Below are 17,055 nucleotides of genomic sequence, written 5' to 3' on the forward strand. Positions count from 1 at the left end.
GTGCGGCAGGCGGGCCGCGGCCGCGATGCGACAATGAATGCGTCAACCGCCCCAGTTCACGAAGGATAAACCCGCATTCCGATGCCCGAGAACACCGCGTCGACATCGCCCGATACCCAGGCCATCGACCCGGCCGAACTGGCCATTTGCCTGCGTGTGCTGGAACAGGCGGGGCAGCTGGACAAGGACGATCCCCATTCGATCGCTGTGCAGCGCGCCGTGGGGCACATGTTCAAGAAGCTCAAGCTCCGCCGTCGCAGCGAGGCAAGGGACGCGCTGGCGGCCGCGGATCGCGCGGTGGTCGCGGCGACCGCGACCGGCTCGCCGAATCGGATCGATGACGAGACCGCGGGCATACCGCTGACCTCGAACGCCGCGGGCGCGAGCGCCGGCACCCTGCTGCGGCCGCGCCCCTGCTACATGTGCAAGCAGCGCTACACCCGCGTCGATGCCTTCTACCACCAGCTCTGTCCGGAATGCGCGGCAGGCAGCCACGCCAAGCGAGACGCGAGGACCGATCTGACCGGTCGTCGCGCACTGTTGACCGGGGGTCGCGCCAAGATCGGTATGTACATCGCGCTGCGACTGCTGCGCGACGGCGCACACACCACCATCACCACACGTTTCCCCAACGATGCCATCCGCCGTTTCGCCGCGATGGACGACAGCGCCGACTGGCTGCATCGACTGCGAATCGTCGGCATCGACCTGCGTGACCCCGCCCAAGTAGTCGCTCTCGCCGACGATGTCGCCGCACAGGGCCCGCTCGACATTCTCATCAACAACGCCGCGCAGACCGTGCGCCGCTCCCCCGGCGCCTACAGCGCACTCGTCGACGCCGAATCCGGTCCGTTGCCCGCGGGCGCGCTGCCGGACATGGTGAGCTTCGGCACAACGATGCAGGCGCACCCGACCGCGCTGACTGCCTCGCTCACGCCGAGCTTGACCGCCACGGACGTCGCCGAACTGGCGTTGGTCGCGGGATCGGCGACACCGGAGCGCATTTCGCGCGGCGTTGCGATCGACGCGGGCGGTCTGGTGCCGGATCTGGCGCATACCAACAGCTGGGTGCAGACCGTGGCCGAGGTCGATCCGACCGAACTGCTCGAGGTGCAGCTGTGCAACTCGGTCGCGCCGTTCATTCTGGTATCCCGGCTACGCCCCGCCATGGCCGCGTCGCCGGCGCGACGTAAGTACGTCGTCAACGTATCCGCCATGGAGGGTCAGTTCTCCCGCGCGTACAAGGGTCCCGGCCATCCACACACCAATATGGCCAAGGCCGCGCTGAATATGCTCACTCGCACCAGCGCCAAGGAAATGCTCGAGGAAGATTCGATCCTGATGACCGCCGTCGACACCGGCTGGATCACCGATGAGCGCCCGCACTACACGAAGGTGCGCCTGGCCGAAGAAGGTTTCCACGCCCCGCTCGATCTGGTCGACGGCGCAGCTCGGGTCTACGATCCGATCGTCCAGGGCGAGAACGGCACCGACCTGTACGGCTGCTTCCTCAAGGACTACCAGCCGTCGCCCTGGTGAATCGCCGCCGCGCGACCTCCGACGCGGGCACAATCGCATCGAGACCGACCCGACAACCGTAGGGGGCTCCATGGCGAATCACGGCGGGCTCGGCGCGCTGGTGCGCGACCGGTTGCCGTTGCTGCGCTGGTCGAACATCCGCTTCGCGCTGGGCGGGGTGAGTCTGCTGCGCACGGGGCAGGTCGGCGACGGCCGCGAGGCCGCGCTGCGCGACCATGTGCTGGCCAACGCCACGGCGGGCGATCCGGAGAGCGTGCTCGCCACCATCGATGACTTCGCCCGCAATCGCAGCATGCTGATGAATATCGGAGACGAAAAAGGACTGCTTCTGGATGCCGCGGTCCGACGGGCCGCCCCGACACTCCTGCTCGAACTGGGCACCTATTGCGGCTACAGCGCAGTGCGCACAGGGCGGCTCATATCCGCGGACGCGCGGCTGGTGTCGGTGGAGGCCGGCCCCGCTAATGCCGAGATCGCCCGCGCTGTCATCGAACACGCCGGATTGACGGATCGAGTCAGCGTGGTGGTCGGCAAGATCGGCGACGGCGGTCCAACGGTGCAGCGCCTGCTCGACGAGTATGGATTCGCCGTCGGCGCACTGGATTTCGTGTTCATCGATCATTGGAAGACCGCATACCTGCCGGACCTGAAAACGATCATCGCGGCAAACTGGCTGCATCCGGGGGCGATCGTGGTGGCCGACAACGTCAAAGTGCCCGGCGCACCACGTTATCGGCACTACATGCGCGAGCACGAAGGCACGTCCTGGCGGACCATCGAGCACAAGACTCATGTCGAATACCAGTCACTGCTCAGCGACCTGGTGCTCGAGTCCGAATATCTGGGCTGAACGCCGCCACCGAGCAGGTGCGCTACCGGCAGGCGAGTGGTGCGCTGTTGTTGCGCGCCTGCACCGTGCCGTCCGAACGACTACGCTGAAAACGTGCTCTACCGGCTGCTGGCCGACATTACCGCCGCTGTGCACTTCACGTTCGTGGCCTACGTGGTGGTCGGCGGGTTTCTCGCGTGGCGCTGGCCGCGCACCATCTGGCTGCACCTGATCGCATTCGGATGGGGCTTCGGCACGGTCCTGTTCGGGGTCGATTGTCCGCTGACCTATCTGGAGAATTGGGCGCGCCACCGGGCAGGTATGGCCGGGCTCCCGTCGAGCGGGTTCATCGACCACTACCTGACCGGAGTGATCTACCCGGAAAGCGCGCTCGGATTGGTGCGGGTGCTCGTCGCGGTGTGTGTCGCGGCGTCGTGGGCCGGATTCGCATGGTTGTCGCGCCAGCGGGCCGGCAGCCGGGTACGCACCTCGAGGCAGCCATGATCGCATCGGCTCGATGCCCGGAATGTACTCGCCCCGAAGGGGTTTCATACCACCGGGTGGTGGCGTGTCAAGCTCGCTGTGATCAGCTCCGCCACCTCAGCGACCTTCTGGTCCAAATAGAAATGCCCACCCGCGAACACCGCACGCTCGAACCTTCCCGCAGTGTGATCGCGCCACTCGTCGGCCTGCGCCGGGACCATCGTGGGATCCTCGGTGCTCACCAGCGCGGCGATATCCCCGGCGAGCGGGTCGTCCTGGCGATAGACGTAGGTCTCCACTGCCTGATAGTCGCTGCGGACGGCAGGCAACACCAACTCGGCAAGACCGGGTTCGTCGCGCAATATCCGCACCGATGCCGGGTCGGTCGCCAACCGCTCCAGATCACCGATCAGCTCATCGTCCGACGCAAGGTGCAGCCGCCCCGGTTCCAGGTAGGTCGGCGCCGGACGACCGGAGACGAACAGGGTGGTGACCGGCTGGCCTGCGCGCTCGAGCAGGCGGGCTGTTTCGAATGCCACCGTCGCTCCCATACTGTGGCCGAACAGCGCCAATCGCTCGACCGGCCCTTGACGCAAGATCTCCTCGGCGATCCGACCCGTCAGCGTCTCCATATCCGAGATCACCGGTTCGCCCAGCCGATCCTGCCGACCCGGATACTGCACGGCGGCAACAGCAATACCGAGGCCGAGTTTCGCGGCCAACTCCCGATACGCGGTCGCGGACCCGCCACCGGGCGGCAGGCAGACCAGTTGGTGTCGCGCCGCGGCGTCGGCCCGCAGCACTCGCAACCAGTCCGTGGCTGCGATGGTTCGGCGCACGTCGATCTCCTATCTCGGTCGGAACAGCTCGTGAGCGGACATTCCTTTGTAGCAATTTCGTGCCACGGTGTGGGCCGATGTAGCTGCCACCGGCCGGGTGCGGCGGGTTATTCTTGCCCCTTCGGTGAGCTGTTCGTATCGACGAGGCGGTAGGCATGACGGAGCAGGCCAGTGGATCGACCACCATCGAGATTCGGGTGCCTGCAGTGCTCGAGCAACTGGTGATGCTACGGGCACTCGCCGAGACCGTCGCTCTCATTGCGGATTTCGGGATCGACGAGGTCACCGACATTCGGCTGGCACTCGACGAGATCGCCACCGAGCTGATTCTCGACGCCGCTGCGGACACGACCATCGACTGCCGTTTCACCTATCGCGAGTCCGCGATGCTCGTGCGGGTCTCCTCCGTCGCCGCGTCCGATACCGTACCTGGCCAGGGTAGTTTCGGATGGCACATCGTGCGCACACTCACCGATACGGTGCACGCAGTACAAGCCCCCTTCGACACCGCCACCGGCGGCTATCCGACCGTCGTCGATTTCCACTGGGTGCGGGGCGGCTCCGATGGCCGATGAGCGGGACTCGTCACCGACGCCGCGACCGCGGCGAGCTCGCCCAGGCGCAGATCCGTATGACAACATCGAACCACTGCTCACCGAACTCGCCGTCGTCGACGCGGACGATCCACATCGAGAGGTGCTGCGCGAGCGGGTAATCGAGCGTTGTCTACCGCTCGCCGAGAACATCGCGCGCAAATTCAGCGGCCGCGGCGAGAATTTCGACGACCTGCTGCAGATCGCCAGAGTCGGCCTGGTGCAGGCCGTCGACAGGTTCGACCCGTCCTTCGGTGCGTCGTTCCTGTCCTTCGCCGTGCCGACCATCATGGGTGAAGTACGACGACACTTTCGCGATCACACCTGGGCGCTGCGAGTTCCACGGCGGCTCAAGGAAATTCAGCAGACCATCGGCCCGGCCACCGAGGAGCTGGCGCAGCGACTCGGCCGGATGCCGAGGGCAAGGGAGATCGCCGCGGAAATCGGCGCCGACCTGACCGAGGTCACCCAGGCGCTCATCGCACGCAACGCCTACCAGACCGCCCCCATCGACCCCTTCCCCAACAGCGGCGAGGACAGCACTACGGCCTCGGTACTGGACACCTACGGTGCCGACGAACCGAGTTATCGCACCGTCGAGGACTACCTCGCGGTCGAACCGCTCATCGCCGCGCTGCCCGAGCAGCAGCGTCAGATATTGATCATGCGTTTCTTCGAATCCATGTCCCAGGCAAAGATCGCCGAACAGCTGGGCTGCTCCCAGATGAACGTCTCCCGCATCCTGTCCACAACCCTCGACACGTTGCGCGAGCAAGCACTACGTGACTGATCTGGCACCGCCGAGAGCCGGCGTCGGTCACCCGCACAGCGCGCGCGTGCGCGGCACGACCTCACCGATCCAGCGCCGCAGCTGTGTTTCGTCGGGAGATTCCGGCCAGTAGACAAAGGTGTCGAACCCGGTCTCGACAGCGAGATCGGCCAGGATCCCGGCCCAACCCGCGGCGTCGGTGCGGATCGGCTCCTCACCGTGTAGCGTCACCGGGCCCGTGGTCTCGGAAATGTGGCCGACCAACTGCGCCATCCGAGTGATGTCCGCGGGGTCGCGACCAGCATCGACCGCGGCGGCGGAGATGGTGTGTTGCGCGGCCTGCCATTTCTCATAGGGCAGGTAATGCGGAATCGGCGCTGCCCAGCCGTCAGCGATCCGCCCGGTCATGGCGTTGGCCTTCGGTCCAACGCTGCCGAACCATATCCGCAGCGGGTGGGCGGGGGCCGGACCGGACTGCACGCCGTGCACCGAGTAGTGGGTGCCGGACTCGTCGGCCTTCCGACCGGGAACCCACATCGCCCGGATGATCCGAGTGGCCTCTTCCAGTGCCTGCAGCGCCTCGGGGTTCGTTCGCGTCGGCCCGCCCATCGCGGCAATGCCCTGCCAGAACGCTCCGGCACCGAGCGCGAGTTCGAAACGCCCACCGCTGAGCAGATCCAGCGTGGCCGCCTGCTTTCCGAGCAGCGCAGGCCCGCGCAGCGGCAGACTCGCGACGTCAGGGAACACACGCAGCTGCTTGGTCTCGGCGAGCACCGTCGCGATCACCGCGAAAGTATCGGCAAGCGCCCCGGAATATGGGTGGTCCTGAATGCCCAACAGATCCAGTCCCTCCCGGTCGGCCAGTCGTGCCAGTTCGCGAAGCTGCCCCAGCTCCGTCGCGGTCGGGGCGAGTTGTATGCCGAATCGTAGATCCACGAGGTGATCATCGCAGCTTCCCGAGATAGTCGCCGAGGCGCGCCGAAGTCGTTGAGGGCCAACGAGACCACACTCGCGCCCTGTGACAATATGGGCAGTCGTGAGTCGCAAAGCCGCTGCATCTAGAGTGTTCGATCCGGTGAACGCGCATGAGCGGCTGCTGCACGACTACGAATCCGGCATCGGTGTCCCCGGATCCAGCATTGCGCCGCCCTTCGTTCCCGGCAGATATCTCGCCGCCACCCTGCCGGTCTGGGCACTGGCCGCCGGATCGGTCGCGGCGCTCAACACCGCGGCGAACCGCATCCGGGTCGCACACGGCCTGCATCCGGTGGCGTATCGGCTGGACCCGGACCGCATCACCGCTGCATTCTCCAGCGAACGCTTGTTGCGTATCGACGGACAGCCGCCGACGATGTTCGCTGAGCTGTCCGGCTTCTTCCCCACATTCGACGGCTGGGTCCGCACGCACGCCAACTACCCGCATCACCGCATCAGCCTGCTCGACGCACTCGGTCTGCCCGCCGACGTCCCGATCGATGTGGCTGTCGCGCAGATGGCGATGAGCCGCGCCTCCGATATCGAGGAGCGGGCCGCCGAGGCGGGCGCGATCGCCGTACGGGTGCGCACCGAACAGGAATGGGCCCGGAGCCCGCAGGGACAAGCCGCCGCGGCCGGACCGCTGGTCGCGATCAACTCGCGTGACGACCGTGGCGAGTCCGGATTGCCCATCGGCGCAACGCCTTTGCAGCCGCTGCGCGGCGTCCGTGTGCTCGATCTGACCCGTGTGATCGCCGGGCCGGTGGCGACCCGCACGCTGGCGCTGCTCGGCGCCGAGGTACTACGGGTCGATCCGCCGCCGCTGCCCGAGATCCCGTGGCAGTTCGCCGACACCTGCCAGGGCAAACACTCCACCCTGATCGACGTGCGCGGCAAGCTTGCTGTGCTCGATGGCCTGCTGGCCTCCGCCGATGTGCTGATTACCGGATATCGACCGGGCGCGCTCGAGCAAGCGGGGCTCCACGCGGCCGCGCGCCCCGGACTGGTGCACGGCCGGGTCAGCGCGTGGGGCGAATCCGGCCCATGGGGCGACCGTCGCGGTTTCGACAGCATTGTGCAAGCCGCAGTGGGCATTTCGATCATCGAGGGCGCTGCGGCGGTCCCCGGCACACTGCCCGCGCAGGCCCTCGACCACGCCTCCGGCTACCTGCTCGCCGCCGGTGTCATCGATGCGCTCGTCGCCCGGGCCTCCGACGGTATCGGCCGCGATGTCCGAGTTGCCCTGGCGCGCACCGGTTCCTGGCTGCTCGACGCACCGGATCGCATGCCGAGCCATCCACCGGCCGCCGCGCCCAACCCCGCCGCGACCGTAATGCACGGAAATGTGGTCACCGCCGCGCCCGCGCTGCCCGAGTATCCCGATTACGCTTGGCCTGCTCCCGCCTACGGCGCGGGGGCGCCCGCGTGGCCCGCACGCACGCGCTGACCGAGCCCGGCGATCCGTTGTCCGCGTGAGCGGGCGGTAGCTGGAAATCTTCGACACCCCAGGAACAGGCGGGCGCTACCCCCGGCGGGTCGGAGACGGGCGCCGAACTCGGTGGCGCGTTGGGCACTTCGATCCTCGGCAGCATCGGCATCGTGCCCTACACCGCGACCTCGCCGAGTCACGAGGCGAACGCTCGGTGCGTGACATCCTCTGCGCCGCCCATCGAGGTCGCCGCGAGCTTGCCGGAGCGATCGGCGAGTTGGTCCTGCCGGCAGCGCGCGAAGCATTCCTGCACGGCGTGCATGTCGCCGCGTCATCGCTACCCTTGCCGCACTGGCGATTTCGGTGGTCATGGTGGTTCGGTCGCGCCCTATTCCCGCTGCGCACCCGAGCAGGACCGATCGGTCAGGTGCGCAGATCCTGGGCGAGCACCGCGATCGCTTCGGTGAGCCGAGCCCCGTCCGGCAGATTCTTGCCGCGGGTGATCATCCACAGCACACCGAGCCCCTGAGTGAGCACGAAATACAGCTCGGCTACCGCCCGCGCGACGTCCTCGTCCAGTTCGGGATGTGCCTGCTGGAGCGCACGCGCGATGTCGGCGTATGCACCGGTGAGGCTGTCGGTCATGAATTCCTGCGACTCCGGCGTGCGCGCGACGCGCAACAGGTTCTCCAGGCTCGCCAGCATCCCTTCACGATTGTTCTCGAACACCTCCGGCATGCCGTCCCACATCTGCGCGAACGCTTCCAGCAGCGGCTTACCGCTGGTGTCGCTGATCAGCGCCTCCATACTGTCGCCGATACCGCTGCCCAGTGCCTCCGCCAGCGCCTCGGTGATCAGCCGCTCCTTGGAGCCGAAGTGGTAACCGATCGCCGCCAGGCTCACCCCCGCCGCCGTGGCGATATCTCGTGCGGTGGTCTTCGCGACACCGCGTTCCAAGATGGCCTTACGTGCTCCCGCCAGTAGATCTTCTCGGTTTCCCATACTCCCAGGGTACAACGTCTAAGACATTCGTACTAGACGCACGTGCCAGGATTGTGTTAGACATACGTCTAACACAAATGTACTCAGAAGGAATCGGGACCATGAGCACCACCCGCTCACGTCATGTCCTCGTCAGTGGCGGCGGAATCGCAGGCAACGCCGTGGCACTGCAACTGCTGCGCGCCGGCATTCACACCACCGTGGTAGAGCGGGCACCGGAGCCGAGGCCAGGCGGCCAGGCCGTCGACCTCCGCGGACCGAGCCGCGAGGTAGCCGAACGGATGGGATTGATGCCGGGCATCCGCAAATACCAGCTCGACGAGCGCGGGATGGCCTATGTCGACGAGAACGGCAGAGAGTTCGCGCGGATGCCCGCCGAAATGTTCGACGGCAAAGGCCCGATCGCGGAAATCGAGATTACCCGCGGCGACCTGAATCAGGTAATACTCACCGAACTCGCCACGGCGGGAAGCGAACTCGACTACCGCTACGGTGACTGGATCGAGGGCCTCGAACAGGACGACACCGGTGTCGAGGTGAGCTTCGCGTCGGGTGCCACCGAACGCTTCGATCTCCTCATCGGCGCGGACGGCGTGCACTCGGCAACCCGGCGACTGGCGTTCGGTCCAGAAGAACAGTTCACGACCTACCTCGGCGGCTACACATCGTTCTTCACCATCCCAACTCCCGCAGGCGCCGAGCCGGGCTGGTTCAAGATGCACTCGGTCCCCCGCGCCGCGGTGGGCATCCGCCCGGACGCCGAGCCCGCCACCTCGAAGGCGATCATTACGCTGCGGACCGCGGCCGATCCGATGCTGCGCCGCGATGTCGCCGCACAACACGAGCTCATTCGGACCATGCTCGCCGAGGCGGGCTGGGAAGCACCCGCAGTGCTGTCGGCGATGGCGACGACGCCAGACTTCTACTTCGACGAGTTGGCGCGCGTCGACATGCCGTCGCTTACGGCAGGGCGGGTCACCCTGCTCGGCGATGCAGGCTTCTGTGGCTCCCCGATGACCGGCATGGGCACCGCGATGGCCATCGTCGGCGCCTATGTACTGGCCGGCGAAATCGCCGCAACCCCGGACGATCTCGCCGGTGCGCTGGCCCGCTACGAGATCGTTGTCACGCCGTTTCTCGCCAAGGCCAAGGAACTGCCCGGCGGCGGCATCAAGATGATGCTGCCCACCTCGCGTCTGGGCACCACAATGGCTCACGCCAGCATGAAACTGATGACTTCACGGCTGTTCAAGCCACTGATCATGAAGATGATGACCGACACCGACGACTACGCGCTGCCGACGTACTGAGCCTCCAGCCGGACGGCCCGAGGACGCTCGCTACGCTCGCAGTGTGCGGCAGCAGATCATCATGGACGTCGATACCGGGATCGATGACTCCCTCGCGCTGCTGTATCTACTGGCCTCCCCGGAGGCCGATATCGTCGGTATCGCCGCGACCGCGGGCAATGTTCCGGCAGCGCGCGTGGCGGCGAACAATCTCGGGTGGCTGGATGTGTGCCGAGCGCCCGACATCGAAGTCGCGCTCGGCGCTGCCGATCCTTTGGCCATCCCACTGCGCACCACCGAGGACACGCACGGGCCGCAGGGCGTCGGATACGCGGAACTGCCGGAATCCACACGTCCGGTTTCGCGCCGCTCGGCCGCCCAGATGTGGGTCGATCTGGTACGCGAACGCCCCGAGCAGATCGTCGGCCTGTGCACCGGACCGCTGACCAATCTCGCACTCGCCCTCCGCGTCGAGCCCGAGTTGCCTCGGCTGCTGCAGCGACTGGTGATCATGGGCGGCGCGTTCAACCACCCCGGCAACACGACGCCGACCAACGAATGGAACGTGCACGTCGACCCGGAGGCGGCCAAGGAGGTCTTCGATGCCTTCTCGGCCGCGCCACCCGACCGCCGACCGATCGTGTGCGCCCTCGACGTCACCGAGACCATCGAGATGTATCCCGTTCACCTTGCGCTGCTGGCCGAACGCGCGGGCAGCCTGCCGGTCGAACAGGTGTCGGACACCGATTCGCCCGAGGATCGCTCCGGCACGAGCAACCCCATCGTGCGACACCTGACCGACGCTGTGCGGTTCTACTTCGACTTCCATCGCACCTACGACCAGGGATACCTGGCACATATGCACGACCCGTTCGCGGCGGCGATCGCCCTCGACCCCACCTTCGGCGCCACCCGCCCAGCGACCGTCGATGTCGAACTGATCGGAACGCTCACTCGGGCAACCACAGTGGCCGATTGGGCCGGGATGTGGGGCCGGGAACCCAACGCCGACATCGTGATCGGCACCGATCCCGCGGCGTTCTTCGACCGAATGATTACCAGGATCGGCGATTACGCCCGAGCCGTTTACCCGCCAACGACACCCGAGGATGCGTAATGATCGGCGACAGCAACGACGACTATTCCTACCTCGCCGACTTCTGCACCCGGCTGGACCTGCCCGGAATCATCGACGTGCATACACATTTCATGCCGCAGCAGGTGATGCGCAAGGTGTGGGCATACTTCGATTCCGCGGGTCCGTTGACCGGCAAACCATGGCCGATCGCCTACCGCGACGACGAGCAGGTCCGACTCAAAACGTTGCGCGGCTTCGGTGTTCGCGCCTTCACCTCGCTGGTGTACCCACACAAACCAGATATGGCGGCGTGGCTCAATGAATGGACCGCCGACTTCGCCGAACGGACCCCGGACTGCTTGCACACCGCGACGTTCTACCCCGAACACCACGCCGCGAGCTACGTCGAGGCGGCCATCGAGCGTGGTGTCCAGGTGTTCAAGGTGCACATCCAGGTCGGCGACTTCCATCCCGCGGATCCCTTGCTCACTCCGGTCTGGGGTCTGATAGAGGACGCACAGATCCCGGTGCTGATCCACTGTGGTTCCGGACCGGCGCCCGGCGAATACACCGGACCCGAACCCATAGCCATACTGCTGCAACGTTTCCCGCGGCTACAGCTGATCATCGCCCACATGGGCACACCGGAGTATTCCGAATTCCTCGATTTGGCACAGGATTACCCAGCCGTCCGCCTCGACACCACGATGGTGTGGACAGATTTCAGCGAGGCCGATTCACCCTTCCCCAGCACCGAACGCGGCAGGCTGCACGACTTCGGTGACCGTATCCTCTTCGGCAGCGACTTCCCGAATATCCCCTACCACTACGGTCATTCGATCTATGCGCTGGAGCGGCTGGAGCTCGGCGATACCTGGCTGCAGCAGGTCTGCTATCGAAACGCCTGTCGGCTTTTCGGGATCGAATGACCGTCGAAGTCATCAGACCGACGCGACGGTGAACCTGGCCTTGGAGTGCGCCGGACGCTCGGCCTCATCGAGGAGCGCGACTGCGAAATCCTCCATGGAAATCGTCGAGATCCCCTCTGCGCCCGCGAGCAGCTCGTCGACGCCGAGCCGGTAGGTGCCGGTTCGCCGCCCCGGCACCAGCTCAGCAGGCGGGCTGAGGTAGGTCCAGTCCGCGTCGGCGTCAGCACGGCAGATCGCCAGCTGATCGGCGCAGGCGTGCGCGATCGGCTGCAACTCGGCCGGGAAATCGGGGATTTCGTGCAGCATCGCACCGGCGGCGCCCGGCACGGTCAGCGTGGATGCGCCCCCGACGACCAGCAGCCGAACGCCGTTGCGGGCCGCACCGGCCAACAACACCGAGGTGAGTGCGGGCAGTTCGTGCTCGAGACCCGACGCAGGCCGCGTCGCGGTGATCATCACATCCGCTGCAGCGCCGAGCATCTCGACGTCGGCAGGATTCGAGGCATCGCCGGTGCGGAGCTCCGCTCCGGAAGGCACCGCCGCCGCGCGCGCCGGGTCACGAACCACCGCGACGACCTCATGACCTCGCGCGAGCGCCTCGGCCACCACCCGGCTGCCCACCTCACCCGCCGCGCCGAACACTGTGATGCGCATGATGTCTGCCTCCTTGGGGCCATCGCCCGCCACGATTGCTTAGCTCTAAGAAACATAGCTTAGCGCTAAGTAAAATCTCTATGAGATAACTCACCACTGAGATACTCGCTAGGCTGCAGAGGTGGCCGATCATGTCGAACAGGTGCTCATGCAGTGGCAAGCACAACGCCCTGACCTGGACGTCTCCCCCATGGCCGTCTTCGGACGGCTCAGCAGGCTTTCCCAATTGGCAGGCACCGAACTGCGCAAAACCTTTGCCACGCATGAACTCGACGCCGCCTCGTTCGACGTGCTCGCCACCCTGCGCCGCAACGATCCCCCACACTGCCTCACCCCCACCGAGCTCATGCGCTCCGCCATGGTGACCTCCGGCGCCATCACCCAACGCCTGGACCGCCTGGAGGAGCGCGGCCTGGTGAGCCGTGCCCGCAACGAGCACGACGGCCGCGGCATCCTGGTGACACTCACCGAGGCCGGGCGTGAACTCATCGATGCCGCGCTACCCGACCACGTGGCGACCGAACGACGACTACTGAAGCCGCTGTCCACCTCGCAACGCGACGCGCTCGCCGAAATGCTGCGCATACTGCTCGAAACCTTCGGCGATACCACCTGATCCGGCACGCGCCACCGAGCCCACGGCGCCCCTCGAGGGTGCTCAATCGGCCAAGTCGATCCGAATCGTCAGCAAGTTGGTGCCGAATGCGCGGACCATCGCGCTGTTCATGCGCGGCAGCGTGGCCAGTCGGGCGCCGGCATCGTCCTCGGGCATCAGGTGTGCGACGCCATCGTGCCATTCGTTCTTGATGCGCACGCGCACAGCGGGTTTCGCCTTGATATTGCGGACGTAGTCGGAGCGGTCACCATGATTGGACACCATCCAGAAGGTGGCGCCCACTTTCTTCCCGCCCACCGGCGTACGGCGTGGCACGCCGGACTTGCGCCCGGTTGTCTCCAACAGGATCTGGTCCCGCATCCGGGTGGTGATCGGGTTGGCGAGGCGACGATGGAAGGCGTGATCGAGTCGAAGGCGCCACGAATTCGAAGTCGGGGAAGTCATGATTCGAGCATTGTCGAGACTGCGAGTCTCGTCAAGCTAGGATCTCTCTATGCCCGACACAACGAGGACCCGCACGCACACCGGATCGCGCCGCAATGAAGCGGCCCGCGAGGCGATCCTTACCGCGGCCGCCGAACTGTTGTCCGAGCACGGGAGCTCGGGCGTCACCGTCGACCGCATCGCCGCACACGCCGGGGTCGGCAGGCAGACCATCTATCGCTGGTGGCCCTCCAAGGACGCGGTGCTGCTCGACGCGCTGGTCCATTCGGCCCAGCAGGCGGTGCCGATCCCGGACACCGGCGCCCTCGGCAACGATCTCGATGTCTTCCTGCGCGAGACTTTCACCGCGGCCGGGGTCGAACGCAACCGCCAAGCTTTGATCGCGGCAGTCATTGCCGCCCAGGATGATTCAGATCTCCAACAGTCACTGCACGAGTTCCTGGCCCGCCGCCGCGCCGTCCTCGCCGAGGTGATCGAACGCGGCAAGACCCGCGGTGACATCCCCTCGCACGCCGCTGTCGAGGCGGCCGTGGAGCAAGCTTTCGGCGTGCTCTGGTACCGAATCCTGTTCCAGCCGCACGCGCTACACGCCGCGGCGGCGAGCGAACTCGCCGCCGCGCTGACCACCCAGCTGCGCGCATAGCCGGGTTTGGTTGACTCAGAGCCATGAGCGAGCTCTTCGTCAAGATCTGCGGCCTACGTACCGAACAAGATGTGGACATCGCGGTGGCGGCGGGGGCCGACGCGATCGGCTTCGTTTTCGCGGCGAGTCCACGCCAGGTCGATGCAGCGACCGCCCACCGACTCGGGCAGCGGGTGCCCGCCCAGGTGCTGACTGTCGGGGTCTTCCGTGGCCAGTCCGTCGACGAGGTCGTGCAGGTGACGCGGGACAGCGGAATCCGCGCCGTCCAACTGCACGGCGACGAGGGCCCTGAGTACTACGAGGCGCTGCGCGCGCCCGGCCGCACCCTCATCCGCGCCACCGCCGCCACCCAGGTGCCGGCCCGATGCGGCGAACTCGGCGAAGACCTCCTGCTGCTCGATGCACCCGATCCCGGCTCGGGCAGGCCATGGAACTGGGCGTCACCGGAGTTCACGGTGCCGATCGGCCGGTGGCTCCTGGCAGGTGGCTTGCACCCCGGCAACGTCCGCCATGCGGCCGAAGCGACCGGCGCGTGGGGCGTCGATGTTTCGAGCGGGGTGGAAAGCGAACGAGGCGTGAAGTCCCCGGACCTGATCCGCGCCTTCCTCGCAGCGGCGCGCGGATAACCACGCTCGGGCCTGCCCAGCGGTGGTTTGCGCTACTGGGCGAGCGACAGCGCGGCGGAGCCGTAGACGACCGCACGACCAGGCGGTCGCACTCCGGGCCGAGCCCCGCGCGAAACGACGGTCGGTCCGCTCCTCAACGCCGAGCGCGCACTCCTGCCTCGCCCTGACCGGTTGAGCGGGATTTGCGACGGCGAATTCGACTGGGCGACGGTGGTCGAGGTGACACCGCGCTGGGACACCCCGGTGACGCACCTGTCGATGCGGTTCGCCACCGACCGTATCGCCTTGGCAGACATGGTGATCCCGAAGGGCGAGGGCGTGGTCAGGTCTGTACGACTCGCCGATACGGCTGCTGAAAGAGTCTCCGGCCTCTTGTACACCGTCGACCTGTCTGCGAAAGTGATGGCCCGTCAGTACAAAAGCGGAAGTAGGCGAACTCGACGGTGATGTCGCTGCTGTGGATCCTGTTGCCTTACAGCGCCTTTCTCTCTTTCGCCGTAGGCCACCTATGGCGATACCGACGCGACCGATTCCGCTCCTACTTCGCGCACCAGGACATGGACCGCGCACAACGCCTCGGATCGATGGTGTTTCCCCTCGGCTTCGGCATCGTGGTTGCCGCACGCATCACCGACATGATCTCCTCCGGAGCACACAGCCGCCCCGAAGGCGCCATCTATGTCGCCATCCTCGTCGTCGAAATGATCGCGGGCGTGGTCGCGACGACGGGCGCGGTGTTGCTGTTCGTTCCCGATCTGATCGCCAGCCCCACGCGGCCCGCGATCACCTGGGTGGACCGCATTACGCTGCCGGTCTTGGTTGCGGGCCTCTTGTCCGGCGTGATGATCAGATTCGACCCGAACTCCTCCGACAACGGATACCGAACCGCCGAATCATTGTTCGCCTGGTTCCGCTCGCTGTTCACACTCCATCCGAACCCCGAGGCCATGCAACACGCCCCGCAGATCTATCAGGCTCGTGGTCTTATCCTGTTACTGCTCATCGCAATGTGGCCTTACACCCGCCTCGCCGGGATCTTCGCAGGCCCGGTCATCCGGTTGTCCCTGCGGGGCCGCCACCAGCTCCGGCAACCGTTCGGTACACCAACGGCACCGGACCATTGAGCGCACGCATCGGCAGGCGCAGATGCCATTGCATCGGTGCGGCCCATGCTCAGCCGTGACGTCTGTCGCCCATCACAAGTTCACCGAGTCGTGCTTCGGATTCGGGTGAGAACGGGTGCTGCTGCGCCCGATATGCGGCAACGGCTTGCCTGGTGTCCTCGGCGACCAGGTCGGCGTTGATCTGGGCCGCGGTGGCCGCGCCTGCCGCCGCGGCGGTACCCACCTGCGCGGTCGGATCGGTGAGGTTGCCTGCTACCCACACTCCGGGCGTTTCGGTGCGGCCGGTGGGGTCGGCGGGCAGAAATTCACCCATTCCCGATGGATGCTGCGCCGGATGCAGTCCGAGCGAGGCGAGCATGTCCACCCGCGCCACCATCCGCGATTGGACCGCGAGTGCGGTTCTGCGGACCACGGTGCCGTCACTCAGTCGCACGCCCGCGAGACGGTCCTCGACGACTTCCAGGGCGGCAACCTGACCCCGCACTACCCTGATGCCCCGGGCCGCAAGTTGCTCAGCCTCCGCGCCGGTCGGCGGCGGCATGGTGTGCGAGAAGAACGTGACCTCGGCACTCCACTGCCGAAACAACAAGGCCTGATGCACCGCCATCGGACCGCAGGCGAGCACACCGATGGCCTGGTCGCGGACCTCCCAGCCGTGACAGTACGGACAGTGCAACACATCCCGTCCCCACCGCTCGCGCAGGCCGGGTAGGTCGGGAAGCTCGTCGATCAGCCCGGTGGCCACCAGCAGCCGACGCGCCCGCACCGATCTGCCGTCGGCCAGCGCCACCCGGAACCCCTCGGCCTCGCGACCGACCACGCCGGCCTCCCCGGCAACGACATGTCCGCCGTAACCGCGGACCTCGGCTCGACCGCGCTCCAACAGTTCGCCCGGCGCGATCCCCTCCCGCGCGAGCAGCCCATGCACGCCCGCGGCGGGTGCATTGCGCGGGGCGCCCGCGTCGATCACTACTACCCTCCGCCGTGCTCGGGCCAGCATGAGCGCTGCACTCAACCCCGCAGCGCCACCACCGACAATCACCACGTCATAGCCAGCACTCAGTCGATCGGTCACCATGACCACCTCCTCGGTTCCACCATGGGAGTCAGCCAACGAATTCGGCAAAATTGTTTGCCGATCCGGCAAACCGGAGGAACGCACCTCCCGCCGACGGCGGTGCCGCACCCGCCTCG

20 protein-coding genes are annotated in these 17,055 nt (G+C 66.5%); 14 read left to right on the plus strand and 6 right to left on the minus strand.

Annotated elements, in window-relative coordinates; genetic code table 11:
• Positions 1 to 81 precede the first annotated feature (81 nt).
• The 3 genes from AB0M74_RS03200 to AB0M74_RS03210 all read left to right on the plus strand — a co-directional run bounded on the left by AB0M74_RS03200 (position 82) and on the right by AB0M74_RS03210 (position 2,872).
• The gene (locus tag AB0M74_RS03200; protein WP_364901066.1) at positions 82 to 1,539 is read left to right on the plus strand and encodes an SDR family NAD(P)-dependent oxidoreductase; all 1,458 of its coding nucleotides are present in this window, start codon (positions 82 to 84) and stop codon (positions 1,537 to 1,539) included.
• Between the two features lie 70 nt (positions 1,540 to 1,609).
• The gene (locus AB0M74_RS03205) at positions 1,610 to 2,389 is read left to right on the plus strand and encodes an O-methyltransferase (protein WP_364901068.1); all 780 of its coding nucleotides are present in this window, start codon (positions 1,610 to 1,612) and stop codon (positions 2,387 to 2,389) included.
• A gap of 93 nt (positions 2,390 to 2,482) precedes the next feature.
• Positions 2,483 to 2,872: a DUF2784 domain-containing protein gene (locus tag AB0M74_RS03210; RefSeq protein WP_364901071.1), complete on the plus strand. Its 390-nt coding sequence runs from the start codon at positions 2,483 to 2,485 to the stop codon at positions 2,870 to 2,872.
• Positions 2,873 to 2,916: 44 nt separating this feature from the next.
• Here AB0M74_RS03210 and AB0M74_RS03215 read toward each other — a convergent pair whose 3' ends face one another.
• Positions 2,917 to 3,690, minus strand: a complete 774-nt coding sequence (locus tag AB0M74_RS03215; RefSeq protein WP_364901073.1) for an alpha/beta fold hydrolase — start codon at positions 3,688 to 3,690, stop codon at positions 2,917 to 2,919.
• Positions 3,691 to 3,845: 155 nt separating this feature from the next.
• Here AB0M74_RS03215 and AB0M74_RS03220 point away from each other — a divergent pair, with 155 nt between their 5' ends.
• Both AB0M74_RS03220 and AB0M74_RS03225 read left to right on the plus strand, forming a co-directional pair.
• Positions 3,846 to 4,265 (plus strand): anti-sigma factor, encoded by a 420-nt coding sequence (locus tag AB0M74_RS03220; protein WP_364901076.1) that lies wholly within the window; start codon positions 3,846 to 3,848, stop codon positions 4,263 to 4,265.
• On the plus strand, positions 4,255 to 5,073 hold the full coding sequence (locus AB0M74_RS03225) for an RNA polymerase sigma factor SigF (protein ID WP_364901079.1): 819 nt from the start codon (positions 4,255 to 4,257) through the stop codon (positions 5,071 to 5,073). The genes AB0M74_RS03220 and AB0M74_RS03225 overlap by 11 nt, the downstream gene beginning before the upstream one ends.
• 27 nt (positions 5,074 to 5,100) lie before the next feature.
• Here AB0M74_RS03225 and AB0M74_RS03230 read toward each other — a convergent pair whose 3' ends face one another.
• On the minus strand, positions 5,101 to 5,988 hold the full coding sequence (locus AB0M74_RS03230; protein ID WP_364901082.1) for an LLM class flavin-dependent oxidoreductase: 888 nt from the start codon (positions 5,986 to 5,988) through the stop codon (positions 5,101 to 5,103).
• Between the two features lie 139 nt (positions 5,989 to 6,127).
• Here AB0M74_RS03230 and AB0M74_RS03235 point away from each other — a divergent pair, with 139 nt between their 5' ends.
• The gene (locus AB0M74_RS03235) at positions 6,128 to 7,474 is read left to right on the plus strand and encodes a CoA transferase (protein ID WP_364901084.1); all 1,347 of its coding nucleotides are present in this window, start codon (positions 6,128 to 6,130) and stop codon (positions 7,472 to 7,474) included.
• A gap of 405 nt (positions 7,475 to 7,879) precedes the next feature.
• Here the strand turns inward: AB0M74_RS03235 and AB0M74_RS03240 are convergent, their stop codons facing one another.
• Positions 7,880 to 8,458, minus strand: a complete 579-nt coding sequence (locus tag AB0M74_RS03240) for a TetR/AcrR family transcriptional regulator (protein WP_364901087.1) — start codon at positions 8,456 to 8,458, stop codon at positions 7,880 to 7,882.
• Between the two features lie 101 nt (positions 8,459 to 8,559).
• Here AB0M74_RS03240 and AB0M74_RS03245 point away from each other — a divergent pair, with 101 nt between their 5' ends.
• The 3 genes from AB0M74_RS03245 to AB0M74_RS03255 all read left to right on the plus strand — a co-directional run bounded on the left by AB0M74_RS03245 (position 8,560) and on the right by AB0M74_RS03255 (position 11,754).
• Positions 8,560 to 9,768: an FAD-dependent monooxygenase gene (locus AB0M74_RS03245; protein ID WP_364901090.1), complete on the plus strand. Its 1,209-nt coding sequence runs from the start codon at positions 8,560 to 8,562 to the stop codon at positions 9,766 to 9,768.
• A gap of 61 nt (positions 9,769 to 9,829) precedes the next feature.
• Entirely contained in the window at positions 9,830 to 10,864 is a 1,035-nt protein-coding gene (locus tag AB0M74_RS03250) for a nucleoside hydrolase (protein WP_364901927.1), read from the plus strand.
• Positions 10,864 to 11,754, plus strand: coding sequence for an amidohydrolase family protein (locus tag AB0M74_RS03255; RefSeq protein WP_364901093.1), 891 nt, complete (start codon positions 10,864 to 10,866; stop codon positions 11,752 to 11,754). Before AB0M74_RS03250 ends, AB0M74_RS03255 begins: the two co-directional genes overlap by 1 nt.
• Before the next feature lie 12 nt (positions 11,755 to 11,766).
• Here AB0M74_RS03255 and AB0M74_RS03260 read toward each other — a convergent pair whose 3' ends face one another.
• The gene (locus AB0M74_RS03260) at positions 11,767 to 12,408 is read right to left on the minus strand and encodes an NAD(P)H-binding protein (protein WP_364901095.1); all 642 of its coding nucleotides are present in this window, start codon (positions 12,406 to 12,408) and stop codon (positions 11,767 to 11,769) included.
• Positions 12,409 to 12,529: 121 nt separating this feature from the next.
• Here AB0M74_RS03260 and AB0M74_RS03265 point away from each other — a divergent pair, with 121 nt between their 5' ends.
• Positions 12,530 to 13,024, plus strand: coding sequence for a MarR family transcriptional regulator (locus AB0M74_RS03265; protein WP_364901098.1), 495 nt, complete (start codon positions 12,530 to 12,532; stop codon positions 13,022 to 13,024).
• Positions 13,025 to 13,066: 42 nt separating this feature from the next.
• Here the strand turns inward: AB0M74_RS03265 and AB0M74_RS03270 are convergent, their stop codons facing one another.
• Complete coding sequence (locus AB0M74_RS03270) at positions 13,067 to 13,468, minus strand: nitroreductase/quinone reductase family protein (RefSeq protein ID WP_364901101.1); 402 nt, start codon at positions 13,466 to 13,468, stop codon at positions 13,067 to 13,069.
• Between the two features lie 49 nt (positions 13,469 to 13,517).
• On the opposite strand from AB0M74_RS03270, the gene AB0M74_RS03275 reads away from it, so the two are divergent.
• From AB0M74_RS03275 to AB0M74_RS03290, 4 genes are all read left to right on the plus strand, one after another.
• Positions 13,518 to 14,111: a TetR/AcrR family transcriptional regulator gene (locus tag AB0M74_RS03275; protein WP_364901104.1), complete on the plus strand. Its 594-nt coding sequence runs from the start codon at positions 13,518 to 13,520 to the stop codon at positions 14,109 to 14,111.
• Between the two features lie 23 nt (positions 14,112 to 14,134).
• Complete coding sequence (locus tag AB0M74_RS03280) at positions 14,135 to 14,737, plus strand: phosphoribosylanthranilate isomerase (protein ID WP_364901107.1); 603 nt, start codon at positions 14,135 to 14,137, stop codon at positions 14,735 to 14,737.
• Between the two features lie 171 nt (positions 14,738 to 14,908).
• Complete coding sequence (locus AB0M74_RS03285) at positions 14,909 to 15,184, plus strand: hypothetical protein (RefSeq protein WP_364901110.1); 276 nt, start codon at positions 14,909 to 14,911, stop codon at positions 15,182 to 15,184.
• Entirely contained in the window at positions 15,184 to 15,861 is a 678-nt protein-coding gene (locus AB0M74_RS03290) for a respiratory nitrate reductase subunit gamma (RefSeq protein WP_364901928.1), read from the plus strand. Before AB0M74_RS03285 ends, AB0M74_RS03290 begins: the two co-directional genes overlap by 1 nt.
• 49 nt (positions 15,862 to 15,910) lie before the next feature.
• Here AB0M74_RS03290 and AB0M74_RS03295 read toward each other — a convergent pair whose 3' ends face one another.
• Entirely contained in the window at positions 15,911 to 16,939 is a 1,029-nt protein-coding gene (locus AB0M74_RS03295; RefSeq protein ID WP_364901111.1) for an NAD(P)/FAD-dependent oxidoreductase, read from the minus strand.
• Between the last annotated feature and the right edge of the window lie 116 nt (positions 16,940 to 17,055).

It is taken from the genome of Nocardia sp. NPDC051463 (assembly GCF_040681975.1).
Lineage (GTDB): Bacteria > Actinomycetota > Actinomycetes > Mycobacteriales > Mycobacteriaceae > Nocardia.

Coding starts and splice junctions, on each gene's coding strand:
- AB0M74_RS03200 (WP_364901066.1), top strand. CDS start 82: ATGCCCGAGAACACCGCGTCGACATCGCCCGATACCCAGGCCATCGAC.
- AB0M74_RS03225 (WP_364901079.1), top strand. CDS start 4,255: ATGGCCGATGAGCGGGACTCGTCACCGACGCCGCGACCGCGGCGAGCT.
- AB0M74_RS03275 (WP_364901104.1), top strand. CDS start 13,518: ATGCCCGACACAACGAGGACCCGCACGCACACCGGATCGCGCCGCAAT.
- AB0M74_RS03260 (WP_364901095.1), bottom strand. CDS start 12,408: ATGCGCATCACAGTGTTCGGCGCGGCGGGTGAGGTGGGCAGCCGGGTG.
- AB0M74_RS03220 (WP_364901076.1), top strand. CDS start 3,846: ATGACGGAGCAGGCCAGTGGATCGACCACCATCGAGATTCGGGTGCCT.
- AB0M74_RS03240 (WP_364901087.1), bottom strand. CDS start 8,458: ATGGGAAACCGAGAAGATCTACTGGCGGGAGCACGTAAGGCCATCTTG.
- AB0M74_RS03255 (WP_364901093.1), top strand. CDS start 10,864: ATGATCGGCGACAGCAACGACGACTATTCCTACCTCGCCGACTTCTGC.
- AB0M74_RS03290 (WP_364901928.1), top strand. CDS start 15,184: ATGTCGCTGCTGTGGATCCTGTTGCCTTACAGCGCCTTTCTCTCTTTC.
- AB0M74_RS03295 (WP_364901111.1), bottom strand. CDS start 16,939: ATGGTGACCGATCGACTGAGTGCTGGCTATGACGTGGTGATTGTCGGT.
- AB0M74_RS03245 (WP_364901090.1), top strand. CDS start 8,560: ATGAGCACCACCCGCTCACGTCATGTCCTCGTCAGTGGCGGCGGAATC.
- AB0M74_RS03280 (WP_364901107.1), top strand. CDS start 14,135: ATGAGCGAGCTCTTCGTCAAGATCTGCGGCCTACGTACCGAACAAGAT.
- AB0M74_RS03205 (WP_364901068.1), top strand. CDS start 1,610: ATGGCGAATCACGGCGGGCTCGGCGCGCTGGTGCGCGACCGGTTGCCG.
- AB0M74_RS03270 (WP_364901101.1), bottom strand. CDS start 13,468: ATGACTTCCCCGACTTCGAATTCGTGGCGCCTTCGACTCGATCACGCC.
- AB0M74_RS03250 (WP_364901927.1), top strand. CDS start 9,830: ATGGACGTCGATACCGGGATCGATGACTCCCTCGCGCTGCTGTATCTA.